This is a genomic window from Pseudomonas rubra, assembly GCF_028656935.1.
In the GTDB taxonomy this organism is placed as follows: Bacteria; Pseudomonadota; Gammaproteobacteria; order Pseudomonadales; family Pseudomonadaceae; genus Aquipseudomonas; species Aquipseudomonas rubra.
On record NZ_JAMDGZ010000021.1, the window covers coordinates 38,920 to 62,274 of the forward strand.

A 23,355-nucleotide genomic window follows, 5' to 3' on the forward strand; every position below is an offset into this window, starting at 1 on the left:
GCCGGCAAGGCCGGCTCCCACAAGAGCCCTGCATCGCCCCTCCAATCTCACAACGGCGGCGTTTGCTCGGTCGGCTTGGTCTTGTTCACACCGGGCACATGCAGGCTGCCTTCGGCCACCTGGCTGCCTTCGAGCTGCGGCTGGGTCACCCAGGTGAGGATGTCGTAGTAACGGCGGATGTTGGCGACGAAGTGCACCGGCTCGCCGCCACGGGCATAACCGTAGCGGGTCTTGCTGTACCACTGCTTCTGCGACAGCCGCGGCAGCATTTTCTTCACGTCCAGCCACTTGTTCGGGTTCAGGCCTTCGCGCTTGGCCAGCTTGCGCGCATCATCCAGATGGCCGCCGCCGACGTTGTAGGCGGCCAGGGCGAACCAGGTGCGGTCCGGTTCCTTGATGCTGTCGTCCAGTTGGGCTTTGACGTACATGAAATACTTGGCCCCGCCACGAATGCTCTGCACCGGGTCCAGTCGGTTGGACACGCCCATGGCCTGGGCGGTGCGCTGGGTCAGCATCATCAGGCCGCGCACACCGGTCTTGGAGGTGACCTCGGCCTGCCACATCGACTCCTGGTAGCCGATGGCGGCGAGCAGGCGCCAGTCGACCTGCTCCTTCTTGGCCGAGGCCTGGAAATGTTTCTCGTAGCGCGGCAGGCGCTGTTGCAGGTGCTGGGCAAAGGTATAGGCGCCTACGTAGCCAAGTACATCGACGTGCCCGTAATAGCGGTCTTTCAGGCGCTGCAAAGTGCCATTTTTTTGCACCTTGTCGAGAAATTCGTTGATCTCGTTGAGCAGGCTGTTGTCTTCGCCGGCGGCCACGGCCCAGCGCTGGTCGCGGGCATCACCGAGGTCGAAGGCCACACGTACCTTGGAGAAGTAGACCTGATTCATCGCCAGTTCGTTGGAGTCGACCAGGGTCAGGTCGATTTGCCCTTCATCGACCATACGCAGTAGGTCAACTACCTCAACCTCGTCGGATTCTTCGTATTCGAGCGCCGGGTACTGCTTTTTCAGCTCGGCCATCTGCTCGGCATGGGTGCTGCCCTTGAGCACCATGATCTTCTTGCCGACCAGGTCCTTGGCATCGGTGGGGCGCGGGCGGCCGTTGCGGTAGATGATCTGCGGGGTGACTTCCAGGTACGGGTGGGAAAAACGCACCTGCGACTTGCGCTGTTCACTGCTGACCAGGCCTGCCGCCGCCAGCACCGGGCCGGAAGGCTGGCCGAGCTGGTTGAACAGGTCGTCGAGGTTGTCAGCGGTCTCGATCTTCAGCTCTACGCCCAGATCGTCGGCGAAACGCTTGACCAGCTCGTACTCGAAGCCGGTTTCGCCGTTGCGGTCCTGGAAGTAGGTGGCCGGGCTGTTGCGGGTTATCACGCGCAGCACGCCATCCTCCTTGACGCGCTCGAGGGTGCTGGGTTTTTCAACACAGGCACCGAGCATCAGGAAGAGTCCGGTTGCGAAGAGCCATTTGGCGCAACGCTGGCGCAAAGCTGTTTGGGCGAACATAGCTTGCAGTATACGCAAAGGACCGTTCCCGCCATATCTCGACAACGGTTTGCTTGTCTGCTAGCGATCTTTGCGTCAAGGGTCGGTTACGGGCAGAAATCGAGGGTTTTTTTTGACCCCCGAGTCCGCTTTGCCGGGCCGACATGTCCAGGTGTCGCAATGCTGTGTTTCGGGTGCCGGAAGCGCTTGAATTAGGCTAGAATGCACGGCCTCTAAGCACACCCCCTTCCTGAGGCTGTCCCGACGATGTTGATCCTGCGCGGCGCTCCTGCCCTTTCTGCCTTTCGCCACGGTAAGTTAATCGAGCAACTGAGCCAGAAAGTCCCCGCTGTTAGTGGTTTGTATGCGGAATTCACGCATTTCGCCGAGGTTGACGGTGAACTGAGTGCCGAGCAACAGCACGTGCTCGCGCGCCTGCTCAAGTACGGCCCGAGCGTACCGGTACAGGAGCCTGCCGGCCGCCTGTTCCTGGTGGTTCCGCGTTTCGGCACCATCTCGCCCTGGTCGAGCAAGGCCAGCGACATCGCCCACAATTGCGGTCTGGAAAACATCCAGCGCCTGGAACGGGGCATTGCCTACTACGTCAGCGGTGAACTGAGCGACGCTGATGTCGCCGCCGTTGCCCAGATCCTCCACGACCGCATGACCCAGCTGGTGCTGAGCAAGCTCGACGAGGCCGCCGGCCTGTTCAGCCACGCCCAGCCCAAGCCGCTGACCGCCGTCGACATCCTCGGCGGTGGCCGCGCCGCCCTGGAAAAAGCCAACGTCGAGCTGGGCCTGGCCCTGGCCGAAGACGAGATCGATTACCTGGTCACCAGCTTCCAGGGCCTCAAGCGCAACCCGCACGACATCGAACTGATGATGTTCGCCCAGGCCAACTCCGAGCACTGCCGCCACAAAATCTTCAACGCCAGTTGGGATATCGACGGCCAGAGTCAGGAAAAAAGCCTGTTCGGCATGATCAAGAACACCTACCAGATGCACAGCGAAGGCGTGCTGTCCGCTTACAAGGACAACGCTTCGGTGATCGTCGGTTCCGTGGCCGGGCGCTTCTTCCCGAACCCTGAAACCCGCCAGTACGGCGCGGTGCAGGAGCCGGTGCACATCCTGATGAAGGTCGAGACCCACAACCATCCGACCGCCATCTCGCCGTTCTCCGGTGCTTCCACCGGTTCCGGTGGTGAGATCCGCGACGAAGGCGCTACCGGCCGCGGTGCCAAGCCCAAGGCTGGCCTGACCGGTTTCACCGTGTCCAACCTGCGCATCCCGGGCTTCGAACAGCCATGGGAGCAGGCCTACGGCAAGCCGGACCGCATCGTCAACGCCCTCGACATCATGGTCGATGGCCCGCTGGGTGGCGCTGCGTTCAACAACGAATTCGGTCGTCCAGCCCTGACCGGCTACTTCCGCACCTTCGAGCAGTCGATCAAGACCCCGCACGGTGAAGAAGTGCGCGGCTATCACAAGCCGATCATGCTCGCTGGCGGCATGGGCAACATCCGTGAAGACCATGTACAGAAAGCCGAAATCACTGTCGGCGCCAAGCTGATCGTCCTCGGTGGCCCGGCCATGCTGATCGGCCTGGGTGGCGGCGCGGCTTCGTCGGTCGATACCGGCGCCAGCTCCGCTGACCTGGATTTCGCCTCGGTGCAGCGCGAGAACCCGGAAATGGAACGCCGTTGCCAAGAGGTCATCGACCGCTGCTGGCAGCTGGGTGACAACAACCCGATCGCCTTCATCCATGACGTCGGCGCGGGCGGTATCTCCAACGCTTTCCCCGAGCTGGTCAACGACGGTGGCCGCGGTGGCCGCTTCGAGCTGCGCAACGTGCCCAACGACGAGCCGGGCATGGCCCCGCACGAGATCTGGAGCAACGAATCCCAGGAGCGTTACGTTCTGGCGGTCAGCGCTGGCGATTTCGAGCGCTTCCAGGCCATCTGCGAGCGTGAGCGCTGCCCGTTCGCGGTCGTTGGCGAGGCCACTGCCGAACCGCACCTGACCGTAACCGACAGCCATTTCGGCAACACGCCGGTGGACATGCCACTCGACGTGCTGCTGGGCAAGCCGCCGCGCATGCACCGTTCGGTGACCCGCGAAGCGGAGCTGGGCGATGACTTCGACCCAAGTACCCTGGAACTGAACGACTCGGTCGAGCGCGTGCTGCGTCACCCGGCTGTTGCCAGCAAGAGCTTCCTGATCACCATCGGCGACCGCACCATCACCGGCCTGGTTGCCCGCGACCAGATGGTCGGCCCGTGGCAGGTACCGGTGGCCGACTGCGCCGTCACCGCCACCAGCTTCGATGTCTACACCGGTGAAGCCATGGCCATGGGCGAGCGTACCCCGCTGGCCCTGCTCGATGCTCCGGCGTCCGGGCGCATGGCCATTGGCGAGACCCTGACCAACCTGGCTGCCGCGCACATCGGCAAGCTGTCCGACATCAAACTGTCGGCCAACTGGATGTCCGCCGCCGGCCACCCGGGTGAAGATGCCCGCCTGTACGACACTGTCAAGGCTGTCGGCATGGAGCTATGCCCGGAGCTGGGCCTGACCATTCCGGTGGGCAAGGACTCCATGTCGATGAAGACCAAGTGGAGCGAAGAGGGCGCGGAGAAATCCGTCACCTCGCCGCTGTCGCTGATTGTCACCGGTTTTGCGCCGGTCACCGACATTCGCAAGACCCTGACCCCGCAACTGCGCATGGACAAGGGCGAGACCGACCTGATCCTGATCGACCTGGGCCGCGGCAAGAACCGCATGGGTGCCTCGATTCTGGCCCAGACCCACGGCAAGCTGGCCGCCGTTGCTCCGGACGTCGACGACGCCGAAGACCTCAAGGCCTTCTTCGCCGTGATCCAGGGCTTGAACGCCGACGGTCACCTGCTGGCCTATCACGACCGTTCCGACGGCGGCCTGCTGACCACCGTGCTGGAAATGGCCTTTGCCGGCCACTGCGGCCTGGACCTGGAACTGGACACCCTGACCAGCAAGCGCGAGAAAGTCGCGGCTATCCTCTTCAACGAAGAGCTGGGCGCGGTGATCCAGGTGCGCCAGGACGCCACCCCGGATGTACTGGCCCAGTTCAGTGCCGCTGGTCTGGGTGAAGACTGCGTCGCGGTGATCGGCCAGCCGATCAACAACGGCGAAGTGCTGATCAAGCTGGCCGGCGAAGAGTTGTTCAAGGGCGATCGCCGCCTGCTGCAACGCCAGTGGGCTGAGACCAGCTACCAGATCCAGCGTCTGCGTGACAACGCCGACTGCGCCGATCAGGAGTTCGATGTGCTGCTTGAGGAAGACAACCCGGGCCTGAGCGTCAAGCTCGGCTTTGACGTCAACCAGGACATCGCCGCGCCGTACATCAAGAAAGGCGTGCGCCCGCAAGTGGCGGTGCTGCGCGAGCAGGGCGTCAACGGCCAAGTGGAGATGGCGGCTGCCTTCGACCGCGCCGGCTTCAACGCCATCGACGTGCACATGAGCGATATCCTCGCCGGTCGCGTTGACCTCAACGACTTCAAAGGCCTGGTGGCCTGTGGCGGCTTCTCCTACGGCGACGTGCTCGGTGCCGGTGAAGGCTGGGCCAAGTCGGCGCTGTTCAACAGCCGCGCCCGTGAAGCTTTCCAGCAATACTTCGAGCGTACCGACAGCTTCACCCTGGGTGTGTGCAACGGTTGCCAGATGATGTCCAACCTGCACGAGCTGGTGCCGGGCAGCGAGTTCTGGCCGCACTTCGTGCGTAACCGTTCCGAGCAGTTCGAAGCCCGTGTGGCCATGGTCGAGGTGCAGAAGTCGAACTCGATCTTCCTGCAGGGTATGGCCGGTTCGCGCATGCCGATCGCCATCGCCCACGGCGAAGGCCATGCCGAGTTCGCCAGCGAAGAAGCCTTGCTCGAAGCCGACCTGTCCGGTTGCGTGGCCCTGCGCTTTGTCGACAACCACGGCAAGGTCACCGAGAGCTACCCGGCCAACCCGAACGGCTCGCCGCGCGGGATTACCGGCCTGACCAGCCGCGACGGTCGCGTCACCATCATGATGCCGCACCCTGAGCGGGTCTTCCGTGCCGTGCAGAACTCCTGGCGTCCGGATGACTGGAGCGAAGACGCGGCGTGGATGCGCATGTTCCGCAACGCCCGCGTCTGGGTGAACTAAGGGTGTACAAGCTGGCCTTCTTCGTCCCGCCAAGCCATGTGGAGGTGGTCAAGGCTGCTGTGTTCGCCGTCGGCGGCGGACGCATCGGCGACTACGACTGCTGTGCCTGGCAGGTGCTGGGCCAGGGCCAGTTCCGCCCGTTGGACGGCAGCCAGCCGTTCCTCGGGCAGGCTGGCGTGGTCGAGCAGGTCGAAGAGTGGCGGGTCGAGCTGGTGGTGGCCGACGCGCTGATTGGCGCGGTGGTCGCTGCCCTCAAGGGTAGCCACCCTTATGAAACCCCGGCTTATGAGGTCTGGCAGCTCGCGGACTTTTGAGGGCCATATCGCGGGGCAAGCCCGCTCCCACAGAGGTTGATGGTGACCCTGTGGGAGCGGCGATGCGGCGACCCGACTTGCCCCGCGATGTTTCTAAGAATTCAAGGCGTTACTCAAGGCCGCAGCACGCGTGCCCATCAACAAATGCCAGGTCCCGTCCGCCACTGGGCTGACCCCCAGGCACCCCAACGCCAGCAGGCGCTCGCGTGTCATCTTGCGCGCATCTTTGAACTCGACCCGCACCCGGGTCAGGGCCACGCAATCCACTTTCACCAGATTGTCCTTGCCACCCAGAGCGTTCAGCCAGTCTTCAGCGGCCATGCTTTGGCTCGCCTCGGCTTGCACCTGCGAGGGCTCGACGGCCTTTGCCAAGGCATGGGGCAACTGATTGCGAATTTCATCGGCAAGGGTATCGGCCAGCGGTCCGACCACAACCTGCAGGCTGCCAGCAGAGCCTGGGCGCACCACGGCCATGGCACCAAGGCTTTTGAGCACACCATCCTGGGCCAGGCCTCGGTCCTTGAGCAGCAGGCGCAGACGCGTGGTACAGGCGTCCACCGAGAGCAGGTTGTCAGCGCCGCCCAGGGCCGCGATGTAGCGCGTACCACGTGGTGCACTGCTGTTCGCTACCGGCGCGTTTTCGTTGGGCTGATCTTCGCGGCCCGGCGTCTTGAGGTTGAAGCGGCGGATACAGAAATCGAACACGAAGTAGTACACCAGCGCATACAGCAGCCCCAGCGGGAACACCAGCCAGCCATTGGTCGAGCGGCCCCAGCCCAGGCCCATGTCGATGGCACCACCGGAGAAGGTAAAGCCCAGGCGGACATTGAGCAGGTCGCACAGGGCCATGGAAAAGCCGGTGAGCACCGCGTGGATCAGAAACAGCAACGGCGCCAGGAACATGAAGGCGAACTCGATCGGTTCGGTCACCCCGGTCAGCGCCGAGGTCAGCGCCATCGACAACAGGATGCCGCCAATCAGCTTGCGCCGCTCCGGCAGGGCGTGGCGGTACATGGCCAGGCACGCGGCAGGCAGGCCGAAGATCATCATCGGGAACATCCCGGCCATGAACTGCCCGGCTTGCGGGTCACCGGCAAAGTAGCGGGTCAGGTCGCCGGTCACCACCAGGCCGTTGGCACCCTGGAAACTGCCAAACACGAACCACACCAGGTTGTTGAGGATATGGTGCAGGCCGGTGACGATCAGCAGGCGGTTGAGCACGCCAAAGAAGAACGCGCCGATACTGCCGCTGTCGAGCATCAGCTGGCCAAGGCTGTTGATGCCGTCCTGAAGAGGCGGCCAGACCAGACCAAACAGCAAGCCCAGGACCACCGCTGACAGCCCGGTGGCAATCGGCACGAATCGCCGGCCACCGAAGAAGGCCAGGTACTCGGGCAGCTTGATGTCTTTGAAGCGGTTGTACAGTGCGCCGCCGAGCAGGCCGCAGACAATCCCGGCGAGCATGCCCATGTTGATGTGCGGGTCGATCACCTTGAGCGTCGACACCAGCACCAGGTAGCCGATGGCGCCGGCCAGGCCTGCGGTGCCGTTGTTGTCGCGGGCAAAGCCGACGGCGATGCCGATGGCGAAGATCAGCGCCAGGTTGGCGAAGATCGCTTGTCCGGCGTCATGCACCAGGGCGATGTCGAGCAGGTCGGTGTCGCCCAGCCGTAGCAGCAGGCCGGCAATCGGCAAGATGGCGATGGGCAGCATGAGGGCGCGGCCGAGCCGTTGCAGGCCCTGGATAAAGTGCTGGTACATGGTGCGCTCCGGTTATTGTTCTGTGCTTAAGGGGGAGTGGCGAGGGTGTGTCGGGCGTACGGCGAAATCCTGGCAGGCCTGACGCACGGCACGGGCGCTGGACAGACCTAGCAACTGCTGACTGAAGGTGCGGCATTCGCGGCTATCGAGTTGGCGTACGCGCGCCTTGATCTCGCCCACCTGCGGGGCACTGACCGACAGTTCGCTGACTCCCAGGCCAACCAGTACCGCAGTAGCCAGCGGGTCCGAAGCCAGCGCGCCGCAGACCCCAACCCAGCGCCCATGTTGGGCCGCGCCCTGGCAGGTCAGCTCGATCAGGCGCAGCAGCGCCGGGTGCAAGGCGTCGACGCGAGCGGCCAGGCCTGCGTGGTCGCGGTCCATGGCCAGGGTGTACTGGGACAGGTCGTTGGTGCCGATGGAAAAGAAGTCGGCATGTTCGGCCAGGCGCTCGGCGAGCAGGGCGGCGGCCGGTACTTCGATCATCACCCCCAGCTCGGCGCGCTGATTGATGCCCAGCTCGGCGGCCAGGCGGTCCAGGCGCTGACGGATATCCAGCAGTTCATCGACCTCGCTGACCATCGGCAGCATGATCCGGCAGCGACGTTGCGGGCTGACCTGCAACAGGGCACGTAGTTGCTGGTCGAGCAGCTCGGGGCGCAGCTGGCCCAGGCGAATGCCGCGCAGGCCCAGTACCGGGTTGGCTTCGTGGGGCAGTGGCAGGTAGTCGAGCTGCTTGTCGCCGCCAACATCGATGGTACGGATGATCACCGGGCGATCGGCCATGGCGTCCAGCACGGCCTGGTAGGCGCCGCGCTGCTCCTGTTCATCCGGAGCGGTGTGGCGGTCGACGAAGAGGAATTCGGTGCGGAGCAGACCGACGCCGTCGGCGCCCTGGCGCAAGGCCTGAGCGGCCTCGGCAGCGGAGGCGACATTGGCGGCGACTTCGATCAGGCGCCCGTCACGGGTTTGCGCGCTGCCCTGGGCGGCGGCTTGCTGTTCATCACGACGTTGCTGTTGATGTTGGCGAAGCTGCGCGACCTGGGCCAGGCGTTCGGCATCTGGCGCCGTTTCCAGCCGGGCCTGGTCAGCATCGACAATCAGTACCTGGCCCGCTTGCAGGTTCATCAGGTCCGCGCCCAGTGCTACCAGGCAGGGCAGGCCGCGGGCGCGGGCGAGGATGGCGACATGCGAAGTCGCACCGCCGGCAACCATGCACAGCCCGGCCACCGCGTGCTGGTCGAGCAGCAGCAGGTCCGAAGGGGTGAGTTCATGGGCGACGATAATCGCCGAAGGTGGCAGGTCCAGTTCGCGGGTTTCGCCGAGCAGGGCGCGCAACACTCGTTGCTGCAGATCTTGCAGGTCGTTGGCGCGTTCGGCCAGCAGCGGCTTGTCGAGGGCCTTGAGGATCGCACACTGGGCGTCGATAGCCTGGCTCCAGGCGTGGCTGGCGGCGATACCCTGGTCAATGTGCTGGCGCGCGGCGTCGACCAGGGACGGATCTTCGAGCAGGGCCAGGTGGGCGGCGAAGATGGCGGCGGCATCGCCTTGTTGCAACTGCTGCAGATCGGCTTCGATGGCGCGCTTGACGCTGGCCAGTGCGGTGTCGAGGGCTTGATGCTGCGGGCCAGGTGGGTGGCCACCCGAGTCGTGTGGCAGGCGTATCACATCCAGGCGCGCCAACGGGCCGCTGGCAAGGCCGGGCGATGCACAGACACCGTTGAGGATGCCCGGCTCAAGGTTGGCGACAGGTTTGCTCAGGGTGCTGACGGTCGGGGCGGCATGCTGTTCGCCGACGGTCGCGGTGCTGGCTGCCGCCACCAGGGCTTGCAAGGCCGCTGCGCTGTCGGCGCCACTGCAGACGATGTCGACTTCATCCTGTTCGCCCACACCCAACCCCATGATCGCCACCAGACTGTTGAGGGCAGCGACCTGGCCGTTGAAGTGCAACTCGGCATGGCTGCTGAAGCCTTGCGCGGTCTGGCGCAGCAAGGCCGCAGGGCGCGCATGCAGGCCGCCATGATGAGCGACTCTGGCGCTGGCACGTACCGTTTCACCGGCGCTGGCCGTTTTGACGGTACCGACATCAACGATAGGGATGACATCCAGCAGCGGCGCACCCAGGGTCACCGAGCGGGTCGTGCGTGGCAGCACGCGGTAGTCGCTGCTGTTGCTCAGGATCATCACGGTGATCAGGCTGGTGCAGTGTTGCGCAACCAGGTCCAGGTCAAAGCGAATCAGTGGCCGGCCCTGTTCGACCCGTTCGCCATTAGCCACCAGTGCCTGGAAGCCGCGGCCCTGCAACTGCACGGTATCAAGGCCGATGTGCAGGAGGATCTCGGCGCCGTTGTCGGCCCGCAAGGTCAGGGCATGGAGGGTTTTCGCCAGGTGAATGATGGTGCCGGCACAAGGCGCCTGCAGACAGTCGTTGAGTGGGTCGATGGCGATGCCATTGCCCAGGCTGCCGCCGGCGAACACCGGGTCAGGCACCTGGTCCAGTGGCAACAGCGGCCCTTCGAGGGGGGCATGGAGGGTGATGTTCTTGTTGTTGGGCATGCGCAAGGTCCTCGGTGCCTCAGTGAGTTCGGGTCACTTTGCTCAAGTGACGGGGCTGATCCGGGTCCAGGCCACGGGCTTCGGCCAGGCCTGCGGCCATGACATAGAAACTCTGGATCGCCAGCAGCGGGTCGAGGCCGGGGTGGGCGGCGCTGCTCAAGGTCAGGTTGCGCTGGGGGATATCCGCCGGCGCCGCCAGCAGCACCCGGGCGCCGCGCTGGCGCATGTCTTCGGCCAGTTGCAGCAGGCCCGCCTGCTCGACGCCGCGAGGGGCGAGCACCAGCAGCGGGTAGTGGGCATCGATCAGTGCCATGGGGCCGTGGCGGACTTCGGCGCTGCTGAAGGCTTCGGCCTGGATTGCCGAAGTCTCTTTGAACTTGAGCGCCGCTTCCTGGGCGATGGCAAAACCGGCGCCACGGCCGATCACCATCAACCGCTGGCAGTCGCGCAGTTGCTCGATGGCCAAACTCCAGTCCTGGGCCGCCGCTTCGCGCAGTTGCCCAGGCAGGGCGAGGCCGGCTTCGAGCAGTGCCGGGTCCTGCTGCCAGTGGGCGACCAGGCGGGCGCTGGCGCTAAGGGTGGCGATAAAACTCTTGGTCGCGGCGACGCTCAGTTCGGGGCCGGCGCATAGCGGCAGGCTGTACTGGCAGGCGTGCTCCAGTGGCGAATCCTCGGCGTTGACCAGGGCGACGCTGATGGCACCGCGCTCGCGCAGGGTCTGCAGGCTGTTGACTAGGTCCGGGCTCTGCCCCGACTGGGAAAAGCCCAGGGCGACCTGACCGCGCACCTGCAAGGGGGAGTTCTGCAGGGTCACCACCGACATCGGCAGCGAGGCCACCGGCAACCCAAGCTGCTGCATGGCCAGGTAGGCGAAGTAGCTGGCGGCGTGGTCGGAGCTGCCGCGGGCGACGGTCAGGGCGACGGCGGGGGCAAGTCCGCGCAACTGTTCGGCGACACTGGCGATACGGGCGTCGCAACGCTCCAGTTGAGTCTGTACGACGTTGGCCGAGGCCAGGGCTTCTGCAAGCATCTTAGAGCTCAAGGTGTTCTCCTTCGACCATTACGCCGATCAGGTTGAGGTTGCGATCCAGGGTTACCGCGTCGGCCCAACTGCCGGCTTGCAGGCGCCCGCGCTCTTGCAGTCCGAGGTAATCGGCGGCGAACTGCGACAGGCGCTGGGAGGCTTCGGCCAGGGGCAGGCCGATCTTCACCAGGTTGCGCAGGGCCTGGTCCATGGTCAGGGTGCTGCCGGCCAGGGTGCCGTCGGGCAGGCGTACGCCACCCAGGCATTTGGTCACGGTGTGGCTGCCCAGCTTGTACTCGCCATCGGGCATGCCTGCGGCAGCGGTGGAATCGGTCACGCAGTACAGGCAGGGGATTGCGCGCAGGGCCACGCGCATGGCGCCGGGGTGTACATGCAGCAGGTCGGGAATCAGTTCGGCAAAGCGTGCATGGGCCAGGGCTGCGCCAACGATCCCAGGTTCGCGGTGATGCAGCGCGCTCATGGCGTTGTACAGGTGGGTGAAGCTGGTAGCACCGGCTTCAAGGGCTGCCACGCCCTCTTCATAGCTGCCCAGGGTGTGGCCGATCTGCAGGCGCACGCCACGTTCGCTCAAGGTGCGGATCAATGGCAGGTGGCCGGCGATTTCCGGGGCGATGGTGATTACCTTGATCGGTGCCAGGGCCAGATAGGCATCGACTTCTTCAAGCAGACCAAGGTGGGCGAAGTTGGGCTGGGCGCCGAGCTTGCCGGGGTTGATATACGGGCCTTCCAGGTGCACGCCCAGCACTCGGGCGCCGTCGCTGCGCGGCTGGCGGGCGTAGTGGCCCAGTTCGCCCAGCACCCGGGTCAGCTCTTCTTTGGGCGCAGTCATGGTGGTGGCCAGCAGCGAGGTGGTTCCGAACCTTGCGTGGGTGCGGGCAATGGTGGCGAAGGCGCTGGCACCCTCCATCACGTCGCTGCCACCGCCGCCATGCACATGCAGGTCGATGAAGCCGGGCAGCAAATAGGGCAGATCGTTGTCCTGCGGGTCGCACGGCTGACCGTCGATGGCGGCGACGCGGCCGTCACGCAGCAACAGGCGTCCGCGTACCCAGCCCGCGGGAGTGAGTATGTTGTGTTCGCTCATGGGGGCTCCGCTAGCGTCGCAGCTCGGCGACAAAATCGTAGTAGTCGTCGCGACAGTAGGTGTCAGTCAGTTCGATGGGGGTGTTGTCGTCGAGGTAGCCGACCCGGGTCATCAGCAGCATGGCGGTGCCGGGCTGGATGCCGACCCGTGCAGCCAGCTCGGCGCTGGCGTTGATTGCGCGAATGTGTTGCAGGGCGCGCACCACAGGCTTGCCGATCTGGTCGAGGTGCTGGTACAGCGAATCGCCGATGGCTTCGGGGTTGTTCAGCAAGCGGGCGGGCAGGGTGCTGTACTCGACTGCCATGACAATGTCATCGGCCTTGCGCAGGCGCTTGAGGTGCACCACCTGTTCGTTGGGCGACAGGCCCAGGCGTACCAGTTCATCGGCCGAGGGCGCGTCGACACTGCGCTCCAGCCACTGCGACGTGGGCGTGAAGCCCTTCAGGCGGAGCATTTCGCTGAAGCTCGACAGGCGTGAGAGCGGCTGTTCCAGGCGCGGGGTGATGAAGGTCCCGGAGCCCTGGATGCGGCGGATCAGGCCTTGTTCGAGCAGCACTTCCAGGGCCTTGCGCGCGGTGACCCGGGAGATGTCCAGGGCTTCGCTCAGGCTTCTTTCCGACGGCAGCGCCTGTTCGGCTTTCCATTGCCCGGCATGAATGGCCTGTTCAAGGTTGCGCGCCACCTGAAGGTACAGCGGGGTGGCCAGGGTGTCGTCGGGGCGCAGGGCGGTCAACGGAGGCATGGCATAGGCTTCAGCTAGCGAGTGGTATTGAAAATCTAATACCACTTGAATACCACGTCAATACCACTTGTCTATTCGCCTGGATCACGCTGCGCTGGCAAAGGTGGTTTTTTAATTCGCGGGATGTATCGTGCTGCACAGAACAGGCGCTGAGCGCCGTCATGACAACCAAGGAATAGGCGATCACAGTTGAATCAGTCCCTCAAACCAGGTCAGAACACCTCACTCAGCCAGCGCAAAGGGCAGGTCGTGGTCAGCCACGCAGCCGGCAGTAACCTGGACGTGAACCTCACCGCGTTCCTCGTCACAGACGCCGGCAAAGTGCTGGATGACAGCGGCATGGTGTTCTTCAATGCCCCGGAACATGCCTCGGGTGCAGCCGCGTTCAGTGCTCCTGTGACTCAGAGCGGCAGCGTCAGCCACAGCATCAGCTTCGACCTTGACCGGCTGCCGGCCTCGATCAGCAAAATTGCCATCACCCTGACCCAGGATGGCAGTGCCGGTGGCTTCTCGCAGGTGCGTGACCTTTGTGCCCAGGTGCGTACTGGCGATCAGGTGCTGGAGTTGGCACCTGAGCCCTTTGACCGGGAGACCGGGATCATCGTCGTCGATCTGTATGTGCGCAACGGCGAGGCGAAGGCCCGCTCGGTCTGGCAGGGGTTCGCCTCGGGGCTTGCCGGCTTGTGCGGTCTGTACGGGGTCGAGGTCGAAGAGCAAGCGCCAGCCGCGCCAAGCGTACAGGCGCCGCCCGCGTCGAAGCCGGTCAACATGACGAAGACGGTCATCACCCTGGACAAGCCCGGCACCTCTCACAAGGTTTCCCTGGAGAAAGGTGCTGCTGCGCCCAAGTCGATCAAGGTCAGCGCCACCTGGATCGACAACGGCGATGGCCAGGACAATGACGACCTGGATCTGCGCATCGGCATTCTGCGTCCGGATGGCCGCATGTCGATCATCCAGGCGCCGGACAAAGGCGGTGCCTTTGACGTTGATCCCTTCGTGTTCCATACCGGTGACGTTGTGAGCGCGAGCGCCTCGGCCCCGGCCGTGGAAACAGTGGAAATCAACCCGGCCATTTCCCAACTGATGGGTGGCAAGGTCGCGCTAGTCTGCAGCGTTTACTCGGCTGTTGATAACGGTGCGGTATCGGTGGCGGCGCTGAAGCCGAAGATGCGCATGGAGTACGGCAACCAGGTGGTCGAATGTGCATTCGAATTCAAGAGCGGGCTGTTCAGCAGCCTGATTTACACCTACGTGATCGGGCTGATTGAAATCGATCACGAGCACATCGTGCTCAGCCCGAGTGGGGCGACGTCCAAATCCGGCAGCGAGGCCACGCCATGGCTTACGCGCAAAGGGGAGCAGTTGGAGCTGACCATGGACGGTCCGCACGTATTCAAAGGTGAACCGCTGGAACGCAAGGGTAAAAAGCAGTACGTCTGATAGCGTTGGCTTGCGCCCTGCTCAACTGAGCAGGGCGTCACATCGCCTGTATCTTTGGCCCGGCTTCAGGAAGCCTGGGCAGATATCTCCTGGTTGCCCTTGCGCTCAATAGCGGCACAGGCCAGCAATCCGACTTCAAACAATATCCACACCGGCACCGCCAGCAGGGTTTGCGAGAACACATCCGGCGGGGTCAGTAGCATGCCGACCACAAAGCAACCGACGATTACATATGGGCGGCTTTTACGCAGGGTGGCAACGTCGGTGACGCCGACCCAGACGATGATGAAGGTCGCCACCGGAATTTCGAAGGCCAGGCCAAAGGCCAGGAACAGGGCGAGGATGAAGTCCAGGTACAGGCCGATGTCGGTCATCATCGCCACCCCGTCCGGGGTGACGCTGGCGAAGAAGCCGAACATCATCGGGAACACCACGAAGAAGGCAAAGGCCATGCCCGAGTAGAACAGCACGATGCTCGACACCAGCAACGACAGGGCAATGCGTTTTTCCTGGCGGTACAGCGCTGGGGCGATGAAGCTCCAGGCTTGATGCAGCAGGACCGGCATGGCCACGAACAAGGCTGCCATCAGGGTCAGTTTGAACGGTGCCAGGAACGGCGAGGTGACGCTGGTGGCAATCATGCTCGCGCCCTCGGGCAGGTAGCGGCGCAGCGGCTCCGAGACCTGGGTGTAGAGGGCTTGGGCGAACGGGAACAGGCCGAGGAAAATCACGGCGATGGCCAACAGGCAGCGCAGCAGGCGCCTGCGCAATTCGCGCAGGTGGCCGGTGAGCGGCATGCCGGGATCTTGGGTTGCTGTGTCCATCAAGGGGTTCCGCTGGTTGGGCTGTTGTCCGGTTGCAGGCTGACGCCGCGGCGCAGGTCCTGCTCAAGGCGCTGCAAGGGCAGGGCATCGAGCTCCTGGCTCAAGGCCTGGGTGTCCAGTTCGCGGTCCACCTGGGCCTTGATGGTGGCCAAAGCGCGCTTGGCCTGGGCAACGCCGCGGCCCAGGGTGCGCGCCGCCACCGGCAGGCGCTCGGGGCCAAGCACCAGCAGGGCGACGATGCCCACCAGCAGCAGTTCGGTAAAACCGACTTCGAACATCAGCGCTGGTGTTCCGTGTGCTGCACGCTGTCGGCCTGCAGTGGCGCCTGGGGTTTGGCCTGGCTGATGGCGTCTTCCTCGCTCGGCCCATTGCCCATGGATTTGCGAAAGCCCTGGATCGCATCACCGACGTCGGCACCCAGGCCCTTGAGGCGCTTGGTGCCGAACAGCATGAACACGATCATCAACACGATGAGCAACTGCCAGATCCCGATACCACCCATGAAAAGCGCTCCAAGCTCATGAAAAAGAAGGCCTTATCCTGCCTGGGCTTTATGACGCCAAAGTGACGTGCAGATGTATTTGCCATGTGCCTGCAACATCCGTTGTGTTGACTGACGCCTCATTTGCTCGGGATGTGCAGGTCATGGGTGCAAAGCAACAACAAGGGGCGGCGCTGTTGATGGTGCTGGTGGTGCTGGCGATGCTCGCCGGCGGCCTGGCCTGGCTGGTGCAGGACGGTCGCCAGCAGGTCGACAGCGTGCGCCTGGTGCAACAACGGGTGCAGGCCAGGGCCATGGAAACCGCTGGCCTGGCCTTTGCCGAGCAGGCTCTGAAAGATCCGGCCTGGCGCGCCAGCCCGCTGTTCTGGCAGGCCCTGCGCGGGCAGCCGTTGTCCTATGCCTTTGCCGGCGGTTCAGCGGCCCTGCGCATCCGCGACCTGCACAGCTGCTTCAACGTCAACGCGCTGATTGGCGAGGAGGCCGAACGGGCCGGGCGGCAATTGCGCTACCTGCTGGGCGATGACCTGGCCGCGCAACGGCTGAGCGATGCCCTGGCGGACTGGATCGACCCCGACCAGCAGGCCCGTCTCAACGGCGCCGAGAGCGACCAGTACCTGCGCCAGTCGCCTGCGCGTCTGGCGGCCAATCAGATGATGGTCGACATGAGCGAACTGAACCTGCTGCTCGAACCCGATGCCCGGCGACAAACCCGCTATCCGCAGTTGTGTGCCCTGCCGCAGACCAGCGGTTGGCGCTTGAACGCCAATGCCTTGAGTCTTGAACAGTTGCCGTTGCTTGAGGCCATGTATGAAGGGCAGGTGTCGCGTTCGTTGCTGAGCCGGATCATCACTGCACGACCGGCAGGCGGCTATCACGATGCCGGGGCATTGCGCCAGGCACTGGGGGCGATGGACGACGCGACGTTCGCGCGCTTGAGCGACGGCTTGTTGCTCAACAGCGGCGATTTTGTCCTGCAGCTGGAGTTCGAGCAGGACGGGCAACTGATGCACAGCGAATTTCAGCTGCGGGCCAGAGGGATAGTGCAGTGGCACGCACTGGTACCGGCCCAGCAGGTGCAGGTGCTCAGCCGTTCGCCGCAACCCTGATGAGGGCTGCGGCGAACCTGGCTTGGCTTACACGCCGATCTCACCGCCATCGGCACGCTGGATGACCACGGTCGACGCCCGTGGGCGTACCTTGGTCCCGGCCGGGGTCACCGTCGTGGCGACGTCGGTGGATGGCCAGTTATCCGGGTGCTGGATATTGACGAAGATCGATTTGTTGTCGGGGGTGAAGGCAATCCCGGTGACTTCACAGCCATTGGGGCCAACGAAGAAACGGCGCAGATCGACCTGATTCTGGGCGTTGACCGGCACCTGCTTGCCAGCGGCATTCACAAGGTCGGTGGGGATCACCGCGAGCATCTGGTCGTTGGTGTAGTCGGTCAGGGTTTTTTCGCCGTTGTCGGTCTGGAACCAGAGGATGCCGCGGCTATCGAAGCTCATGCCGTCGGGGCTGGCGAACTGGTTGAGTTCGGTCAGGCCCGAGCGGTTGATGTCGGCGGTGCCGGCAGCGTTGGCGCCAAAGACGAAGATGTCCCAGGTGAAACTCAGCTGATCGTCGCTGTCGTGCCAGCGGATGATATGGCCGTGGCGGTTCGGCCCGCGCGGGTTGGCGGCATCGACCTTGGCGGCGGTACGCGCGCTGTTGTTGGTCAGGGTCAGGTACACGTCGCCATTGAGCGGGTTGACCGTGGTCCATTCCGGACGGTCCATGGGCGTTGCGCCAACGGCGTCGGCAGCGCCGCGGGTGTTGAGGATGATCCCTGGCAGGTCAGCGTAGATCGAGCCCAGGGTCTTGCCGCTGCTGGTCAGGGTGTTGACATCGAGCAGCAGCCATACCCCCGAGCCATCGGCGTTGAAGCGGGCGACATACAGCTTGCCCTGGTCCATGTACTTGTTGCCGGTGGCCAGGCGATCGGCGGGGTTGGCATCGGCCGCTTGCCACAGCGCGGTGGAGACGAACTTGTACAGGTACTCGTTGTTGGAGTCATCGCCCATGTACCAGACCAGCGGCTTGCCCACCACCGGCAAGCCCGGGCAGCAGCCCTCGTGGCGGAAGCGCCCGAGCGCCGTGCGTTTTACCGCCAGGGTGCTGGCGTTGTAGGGGTCGATCTCGACGATGTAGCCGTAGGTGCTGGCCTCGTTGCGGAAGTCGTCGGTGGCGCTGGCGCCGCTTGGGGTGACGTTGAAGCGGCTGAATTCGCCGTCCACTTCCGACGGATCGCCCGCTACGCTTTCCCACTTGTAGTTGCCGGTCTTGGTGCTGACGCCGATGCGTTTCTGGTCAGTTGGCAGGGTGCTGCTGGTGTTGACGAAAATCCCCGGCCAGTTCTCTTCGCAGGTCAGATAGGTGCCCCATGGGGTGTAGCCGTTACCGCAGTTGTTGTTGGTGCCGCGGGCCTGGGTGCCGTTCTTCGAGAAGCGGGTCTTGACGTGATCGCTGCCGCGCAGGGGGCCGGCGATGTTCATCACCGTGGCGGTGGTGAAGCGGCGGTTCAGCGGGTCATTGTCGACCACCTGCCAGCGACCGCTGACTTTTTTCAGGCGAATCACCCCGGCGCCGTGGGCGTTGATTTCCTTGCGCACTTCCTCGACCGGACGCTTGCCGCTGCTGTCGCTGGTCGGGCCGTTGGGGTGCAGGGCATCGGCGTCGATGTATTCGTGGTTGATCGCCAGCAGGCCGTCTTCGGAGCTGCCATTGATCGGGAAGAAGTGCATGCCGTCATGGTGCATGCCCACCGAGTTGGCCTGGTCGGCGGCGGTGTTGCTGCCATCGGCTTTCCAGGGCTTGGCGCTGGTGTTCAGTGGCGTGCCCCAGGGTGCCAGGACATAGGCGGTGTAACCGGCGGCGACCACGCAGGCATCGGTGCGCGAGCCGGGGATGGAGGTGAAGCCCAGCTTCAGTTTCGGCGGGGTTGGTGGTTCTACTGCAGGTTCGTCGTCATCCGAATCACTGCTGTCGAAGCAGCCAGTGAGGCCAGTCCCGGCAATCATCGCGATAGCGGCACCCAGGCCGCCGCGGACCACGCTGCGGCGGCTCAGGTAAGACTCCAGAACGCTGTCCATGGGCAGGTTGCCACTCTGGTTGCGGTTCAGGTTGTCGCCGGTGTCTCGACTCATCAGTTCAGTTCCTTTTGTTCAGTGATGCGGCGTGAAAGAAACCGGGACTTTAGTGAGCAAGTGTGATGATTGATTGGCAGTTTTGTTAAAAGGCGTTGAAAGAAATAAATCCTTACCAACTGATTTGCCTGAGATTTTGCCCAGGCTGTCGATTAACTGCCATCAAACTGTAATCCAGGCGCCCCAATATCCCGGCCCGACAACCAATAAGCGCCAAGGCGACGGGACAGGCAGAGCATGCACAGACGGGAAGTGTTGAACTGGATCGGCGTTGGCGCTACAGCGCCGCTGCTTACGGCCTGTGCTGGCCTGGGCGCAACGTCGGCCGGCAACACCGCGCCGCTGGACCTGCTGTACTTTGCCGACACGCTCGATGCCCGCCAAGCCGGTAAGCCGGTGGTCCCGGCCACGCGCCTGGGCCCGGTTACCCACCTGGGCCAGGCACCCTGGATGACTGGCGCCAGCGCCCGCCAGGCGCGTGCAGAACTCAACCCGCTGCTCGATGCCAGTCTCGCCGATGGCGTTCACACTGGCGGCTACGCGGTGCTGGCGGCCTTGCTGGAGCAGCTTCGCCAGGCTGCCGGGGCCGATAACTGCCTGACCCTGGAAAACGGCCAGGGCTGGAATGGCAGTGGCCTGGCCTACCTGACGCAGGGCGCCAGCGGTGTCGAAGGCAGCCAGTTATTGGCCAGCCAGGTGCGGGTCAGCAGTGATGAGCGGGTGCTCTGGCCGCAGCGTTGCGCCGGCTTGTATCGCCAGTACGGCCAAGCGGTGTTGGGTGCCGGTCTGGCTGCGGAGCAGTCGGCGGCGTTGGGGGTTGTACCGTTCACAGTAGTGCGTCGTGGTGGTGTGCGAGTGGCCGTGGTGGGCATCACCGACCCCTATGCCCAGGACCAGAAAGCCTCGCTCAAACAGTGGTACCAGTCCTTGTTGCCAGCCTTTGAACAGGCCCGTGGCCAGGCCGATCTGGTGGTTGCCCTGGCCGATGTCGGTACCGGCCCCGGCCTGTGGCTGGCCGAGCGCCTGAGCGATGCCGACCTGTTGCTCTGCGCCCGTGGCCAGGACTTCTGGCCTGAACCGATTGCCGTGCTGCAAGCCAGCGGCAAGCGGGTACCGGTGCTGTTTGCCGGCAACCGCGCCAGCGGTGCCTTTCAAGTGCGCTGCCAGCGCACGGCCGGGCAATGGCAGTTCAATGCCCGTTTTCATCCAGCTTATGCCAGCAGCCTCACCCCGGCTGCCCAGGCCCGTGCAGCGCAGTTGCACGGGTTGCTTGCCCAGCAACGCGCCGGCCACGCGGCCTGGCTCGATCAACCCCTGGCCCGTGCCCCGCAGGCGCTGTGGCGCCGTGATACCCGTGCTGGCAGTTGGGACCGCCTGTTGCATCAGGCCCTGGCGGCTGACAGCGACTATCCGGTGTTGCTCCCGGGGCTGCGCTATGACAGCCCGCTGGCCGCCGGCCAGGCCATCACCCGCGAACACCTGATCAGCCTGACCGGCAGCTACCCGGCGCCGGTGGTCGAGGCCCCGGCCCGGCAAGTCGAGCAAGTGCTGGAGAACGCCGCCGAGCAACTGTTCGGCGACCCGCTGTTGCTCGACAACAGTCAGGACCTGCCACGTTGGCTGGGCCAGCCCTGGCAGCTCAGTTACAGCCCGAGCGGCAAGCGCGTGTCGGGCCTGAGCGAAGCCTCGGGGCGGTGCCGCACCTTCGGTCTGCAGTACGCCTCGAACGTCGGTGAACCGCTGTGGCAGCGGGTCGAAGCCTGGTTGGCCAGGCAGCCTGCGGACTGGCAACTGCCCGCCTTGCAATTGCCGCAGTTGCGTTACGTGCAGGGGCATCCAGGTTGGCATCCGCGTGAGTTGAACGCGTGATCAGTGCCTCGCGCCTGATCAGCGGCGCGCTGCTGACCCTGGCTGCCTGGCTCGCCGCCCAGTGCGTGCTGCAACTGAGCCGTGCACCTGTGCCAGCAAGCGCCCAGCAGCAGGAATTGCAGCCATTGCCGGGGCTGATGGTCGGCCACTGGCAGGCCCGTGGTGAGGCTGGCGGCGTGCCGCTGACCGCTTTGCCTCTGCAATACCTGGGCGGCCTGCGGGCCGTGCCGCTCAGCGCCACCGTGGTGGTGTTGCGCTATGGCCAGGCCACGCGCTCGTTGCGCCGTGGCCAGCGCCTGGCTCCAGGCATCGTCCTGGTCGAGATCGATGAGCAGGGGCTGATTTTTGATAACCAGGGGCGGCGCGAACGCCTGCCCTGGCCGCCACGGCCTGCCGTGACCGGCTTCAAGCGCCAAGGATGAATGATGATCGCAAGACTCTGCCTGGCCAGCATGCTGAGCCTGGGCCTCAACCTGGCCTGGGCCGAAGAGCCGGTGGCACTGGATGACAACGAAACCCCGCTGTATGAAGTGAACTTCGTCGACACCGAGCTCAGCGAATTTATCGACAGCGTCTCGCAGATCACCGGCACCACCTTCATCGTCGATCCACGGGTCCAGGGCAAGGTCACGGTGCGCACGGTCGACCGCCACGACAGCGAGGCGATCTACGACATCTTCCTGGCCCAGTTGCGCGCCCAGGGTTTTGCCGCCGTCGACCTGCCCAACGGCAGCGTCAAGATCGTCCCCGACCAGGCTGCGCGTCTTGAGCCGGTGCCGGTGGAAAGCGCCGGCAAAGCGGCGCAAGGCAGCGACGGGGTGGCTACTCGCGTGTTCAATGTGCGCAACGCCGCCAGCGAGCAGTTACTGGGAATTCTCAAGCCGCTGATCGATCCCCGGGTCGGGGTCATCACCCCGTATCCTGCGGCCAACCTGTTGGTGATCACCGATTGGCGCAGCAACCTGGAACGCATCGACAGCCTGCTGCTGCAGCTCGACCAGGTCAGTGACGAGCCGATGCAGGTCATGCCCTTGCAGCATGCCAGCGCCAACGACACCAGCAAGTTGATCAACCAGTTGCTGGCCCGTGAGCAGGGCGCCGACAGCGCCCAGGTGGTGGCCGATCCGCGCAGCAATGCACTGCTGGTGCGCGGCAGCGCCGACAGCCGTGAGCGGGTGCGCGCTTTGTTAGCGCAGTTGGACCGCCCTGGCGAAAACCTGCGCAGCTCCAACACCCAGGTGATCTACCTGCGTCATGCCAACGCCAGTGAAGTGGTCAAGGTGCTGCGCAGCCTCAGCCAGGACACATTGCCAGCCGGCAGCGGCGAGGGCGGCAAGGACGACAAGGCGCCGGCGCCGGTGAGCAGTTCGGGCATTCGCCTGGAATACGAAGAAGGCACCAACGCGGTGGTCATGGTCGGCCCTGACAGCGAACTGGCGGCCTACCGCAACATCGTCGAGCAACTGGACGTGCGCCGTGCGCAGGTGGTGGTCGAGGCAATCATTGCCGAAGTCTCGGATTCGCGTGCCGAAGAGCTGGGTGTGCAGTGGCTGTTCGCCGATGAGAAGTTCGGTGCCGGCACGGTCAACTTCGGCAGCAGCGGCCCGAGCATCGCCGCCATTGCCGGGGCAGCAGCGGGCAAGGACAACGCCGCGCTGGCCAAGCTGCTGTCCGGCACCAACGGCCTGACCGCAGGTCTGGGCAACTTCGGCGGTGGCTTCAATTTCGCCGTGCTGGTCAACGCACTGAAAAGCAAAAGCGGTTTCAACCTGCTGTCGACGCCGACCCTGCTGACCCTGGACAACGCCGAGGCGTCGATCCTGGTCGGCCAGGAAGTTCCCTTCGTCACCGGCTCGGTAACCCAGGACAACACCAACCCCTACCAGACCATCGAGCGTAAGGAAGTCGGGGTCAAGCTGCGCATCAAGCCGCAGATCAATATTGATAACACCGTACGCCTGGATATTGTTCAGGAGGTCTCCTCGATTGCCGACAACGCTTCGGCCAGCGACGTGATCACCAACAAGCGCGAGATCAAGACCAAGGTCATGGTCGAAGACAACGGCCTGGTGATCCTCGGTGGCCTGATCAGCGACGAGGTCACCTCAAGCAAACAGAAGGTGCCGCTGCTCGGTGATATTCCTTGGCTGGGGCGGCTGTTCAGTTCCTCCGGTCAGCAGGGCGTGAAGCAGAACCTGATGGTGTTCATACGCCCGCGCATTCTGCGTGATGGCCAGGCCCTGGCCAGCTTGAGTGCCGAGAAGTACCGCAACCTGCAGCAGGATACCGCGCTGAAACTGCCGGCCATCAGCGACGACGGCAAGCTGTTGCAGGCCTTTCCGGCCAGCCGCTTGCGCCTGGACGAGGGCGTCTGGTGATGCA

At 64.4% G+C, this 23,355-nt stretch carries 17 protein-coding genes; 7 read left to right on the forward strand and 10 right to left on the reverse strand.

Features of this window, described 5'->3' with window-relative positions:
- Positions 1-47 precede the first annotated feature (47 nt).
- Entirely contained in the window at positions 48-1,508 is a 1,461-nt protein-coding gene (mltF, locus tag M5G17_RS11185) for a membrane-bound lytic murein transglycosylase MltF (protein ID WP_273893042.1), read from the reverse strand.
- Between the two features lie 246 nt (positions 1,509-1,754).
- On the opposite strand from mltF, the gene purL reads away from it, so the two are divergent.
- Entirely contained in the window at positions 1,755-5,654 is a 3,900-nt protein-coding gene (purL, locus tag M5G17_RS11190; protein ID WP_273892969.1) for a phosphoribosylformylglycinamidine synthase, read from the forward strand.
- A 2-nt stretch (positions 5,655-5,656) separates the two neighbouring features.
- Positions 5,657-5,968, forward strand: a complete 312-nt coding sequence (locus tag M5G17_RS11195; RefSeq protein ID WP_273893044.1) for a YqfO family protein — start codon at positions 5,657-5,659, stop codon at positions 5,966-5,968.
- A 93-nt stretch (positions 5,969-6,061) separates the two neighbouring features.
- On the opposite strand, the gene nagE is transcribed toward M5G17_RS11195, so the two are convergent.
- Genes nagE through M5G17_RS11220 form a run of 5 tightly spaced genes read right to left on the reverse strand, consistent with a single transcriptional unit; the run spans position 6,062 to position 13,153 of the window.
- Positions 6,062-7,729: an N-acetylglucosamine-specific PTS transporter subunit IIBC gene (gene nagE, locus M5G17_RS11200; protein ID WP_273892970.1), complete on the reverse strand. Its 1,668-nt coding sequence runs from the start codon at positions 7,727-7,729 to the stop codon at positions 6,062-6,064.
- Positions 7,730-7,741: 12 nt separating this feature from the next.
- Positions 7,742-10,282 (reverse strand): phosphoenolpyruvate--protein phosphotransferase, encoded by a 2,541-nt coding sequence (gene ptsP / locus M5G17_RS11205; RefSeq protein ID WP_273892971.1) that lies wholly within the window; start codon positions 10,280-10,282, stop codon positions 7,742-7,744.
- Positions 10,283-10,301: 19 nt separating this feature from the next.
- A complete protein-coding gene (locus M5G17_RS11210; protein WP_273892972.1) occupies positions 10,302-11,324 on the reverse strand; it encodes an SIS domain-containing protein in 1,023 nt (340 codons plus the stop codon).
- Positions 11,314-12,411 (reverse strand): N-acetylglucosamine-6-phosphate deacetylase, encoded by a 1,098-nt coding sequence (nagA, locus tag M5G17_RS11215; RefSeq protein ID WP_273892973.1) that lies wholly within the window; start codon positions 12,409-12,411, stop codon positions 11,314-11,316. Before nagA ends, M5G17_RS11210 begins: the two co-directional genes overlap by 11 nt.
- 10 nt (positions 12,412-12,421) lie before the next feature.
- Positions 12,422-13,153 carry a GntR family transcriptional regulator gene (locus M5G17_RS11220; protein ID WP_273892974.1) on the reverse strand — a complete coding sequence of 244 codons (732 nt, stop codon included), beginning with the start codon at positions 13,151-13,153 and terminating at the stop codon, positions 12,422-12,424.
- 189 nt (positions 13,154-13,342) lie between these two features.
- On the opposite strand from M5G17_RS11220, the gene M5G17_RS11225 reads away from it, so the two are divergent.
- Positions 13,343-14,596 (forward strand): TerD family protein, encoded by a 1,254-nt coding sequence (locus M5G17_RS11225; RefSeq protein WP_273892975.1) that lies wholly within the window; start codon positions 13,343-13,345, stop codon positions 14,594-14,596.
- Positions 14,597-14,661: 65 nt separating this feature from the next.
- Here the strand turns inward: M5G17_RS11225 and tatC are convergent, their stop codons facing one another.
- From tatC to tatA, 3 genes are read right to left on the reverse strand one after another with little or no spacing between them, the layout of a single operon-like run.
- Positions 14,662-15,420, reverse strand: coding sequence for a twin-arginine translocase subunit TatC (gene tatC, locus M5G17_RS11230; RefSeq protein WP_273892976.1), 759 nt, complete (start codon positions 15,418-15,420; stop codon positions 14,662-14,664).
- Positions 15,420-15,698: a Sec-independent protein translocase protein TatB gene (gene tatB, locus M5G17_RS11235; protein WP_273892977.1), complete on the reverse strand. Its 279-nt coding sequence runs from the start codon at positions 15,696-15,698 to the stop codon at positions 15,420-15,422. The genes tatC and tatB overlap by 1 nt, the downstream gene beginning before the upstream one ends.
- On the reverse strand, positions 15,698-15,922 hold the full coding sequence (tatA, locus tag M5G17_RS11240; RefSeq protein ID WP_273892978.1) for a twin-arginine translocase TatA/TatE family subunit: 225 nt from the start codon (positions 15,920-15,922) through the stop codon (positions 15,698-15,700). The genes tatB and tatA overlap by 1 nt, the downstream gene beginning before the upstream one ends.
- Positions 15,923-16,065: 143 nt before the next feature.
- Here tatA and gspK point away from each other — a divergent pair, with 143 nt between their 5' ends.
- Positions 16,066-17,028: a type II secretion system minor pseudopilin GspK gene (gene gspK / locus M5G17_RS11245; protein ID WP_273892979.1), complete on the forward strand. Its 963-nt coding sequence runs from the start codon at positions 16,066-16,068 to the stop codon at positions 17,026-17,028.
- A gap of 27 nt (positions 17,029-17,055) precedes the next feature.
- On the opposite strand, the gene M5G17_RS11250 is transcribed toward gspK, so the two are convergent.
- Entirely contained in the window at positions 17,056-19,104 is a 2,049-nt protein-coding gene (locus M5G17_RS11250) for a PhoX family protein (RefSeq protein ID WP_273892980.1), read from the reverse strand.
- Positions 19,105-19,341: 237 nt separating this feature from the next.
- Here M5G17_RS11250 and M5G17_RS11255 point away from each other — a divergent pair, with 237 nt between their 5' ends.
- From M5G17_RS11255 to gspD, 3 genes are read left to right on the forward strand one after another with little or no spacing between them, the layout of a single operon-like run.
- On the forward strand, positions 19,342-20,973 hold the full coding sequence (locus M5G17_RS11255) for a bifunctional UDP-sugar hydrolase/5'-nucleotidase (RefSeq protein ID WP_273892981.1): 1,632 nt from the start codon (positions 19,342-19,344) through the stop codon (positions 20,971-20,973).
- Entirely contained in the window at positions 20,970-21,395 is a 426-nt protein-coding gene (locus M5G17_RS11260; RefSeq protein ID WP_273892982.1) for a pilus assembly protein PilZ, read from the forward strand. The genes M5G17_RS11255 and M5G17_RS11260 overlap by 4 nt, the downstream gene beginning before the upstream one ends.
- A gap of 3 nt (positions 21,396-21,398) precedes the next feature.
- Positions 21,399-23,351, forward strand: a complete 1,953-nt coding sequence (gene gspD / locus M5G17_RS11265; protein WP_273892983.1) for a type II secretion system secretin GspD — start codon at positions 21,399-21,401, stop codon at positions 23,349-23,351.
- Positions 23,352-23,355: the final 4 nt, after the last annotated feature.

What these genes read in the sequence shown, in the direction of transcription:
- M5G17_RS11255 (WP_273892981.1), top strand. Translation starts at nt 19,342, where the DNA reads ATGCACAGACGGGAAGTGTTGAACTGGATCGGCGTTGGCGCTACAGCG.
- M5G17_RS11220 (WP_273892974.1), bottom strand. Translation starts at nt 13,153, where the DNA reads ATGCCTCCGTTGACCGCCCTGCGCCCCGACGACACCCTGGCCACCCCG.
- tatC (WP_273892976.1), bottom strand. Translation starts at nt 15,420, where the DNA reads ATGGACACAGCAACCCAAGATCCCGGCATGCCGCTCACCGGCCACCTG.
- nagA (WP_273892973.1), bottom strand. Translation starts at nt 12,411, where the DNA reads ATGAGCGAACACAACATACTCACTCCCGCGGGCTGGGTACGCGGACGC.
- ptsP (WP_273892971.1), bottom strand. Translation starts at nt 10,282, where the DNA reads ATGCCCAACAACAAGAACATCACCCTCCATGCCCCCCTCGAAGGGCCG.
- purL (WP_273892969.1), top strand. Translation starts at nt 1,755, where the DNA reads ATGTTGATCCTGCGCGGCGCTCCTGCCCTTTCTGCCTTTCGCCACGGT.
- gspD (WP_273892983.1), top strand. Translation starts at nt 21,399, where the DNA reads ATGATCGCAAGACTCTGCCTGGCCAGCATGCTGAGCCTGGGCCTCAAC.
- M5G17_RS11250 (WP_273892980.1), bottom strand. Translation starts at nt 19,104, where the DNA reads ATGAGTCGAGACACCGGCGACAACCTGAACCGCAACCAGAGTGGCAAC.
- tatB (WP_273892977.1), bottom strand. Translation starts at nt 15,698, where the DNA reads ATGTTCGAAGTCGGTTTTACCGAACTGCTGCTGGTGGGCATCGTCGCC.
- gspK (WP_273892979.1), top strand. Translation starts at nt 16,066, where the DNA reads ATGGGTGCAAAGCAACAACAAGGGGCGGCGCTGTTGATGGTGCTGGTG.
- tatA (WP_273892978.1), bottom strand. Translation starts at nt 15,922, where the DNA reads ATGGGTGGTATCGGGATCTGGCAGTTGCTCATCGTGTTGATGATCGTG.
- nagE (WP_273892970.1), bottom strand. Translation starts at nt 7,729, where the DNA reads ATGTACCAGCACTTTATCCAGGGCCTGCAACGGCTCGGCCGCGCCCTC.
- mltF (WP_273893042.1), bottom strand. Translation starts at nt 1,508, where the DNA reads ATGTTCGCCCAAACAGCTTTGCGCCAGCGTTGCGCCAAATGGCTCTTC.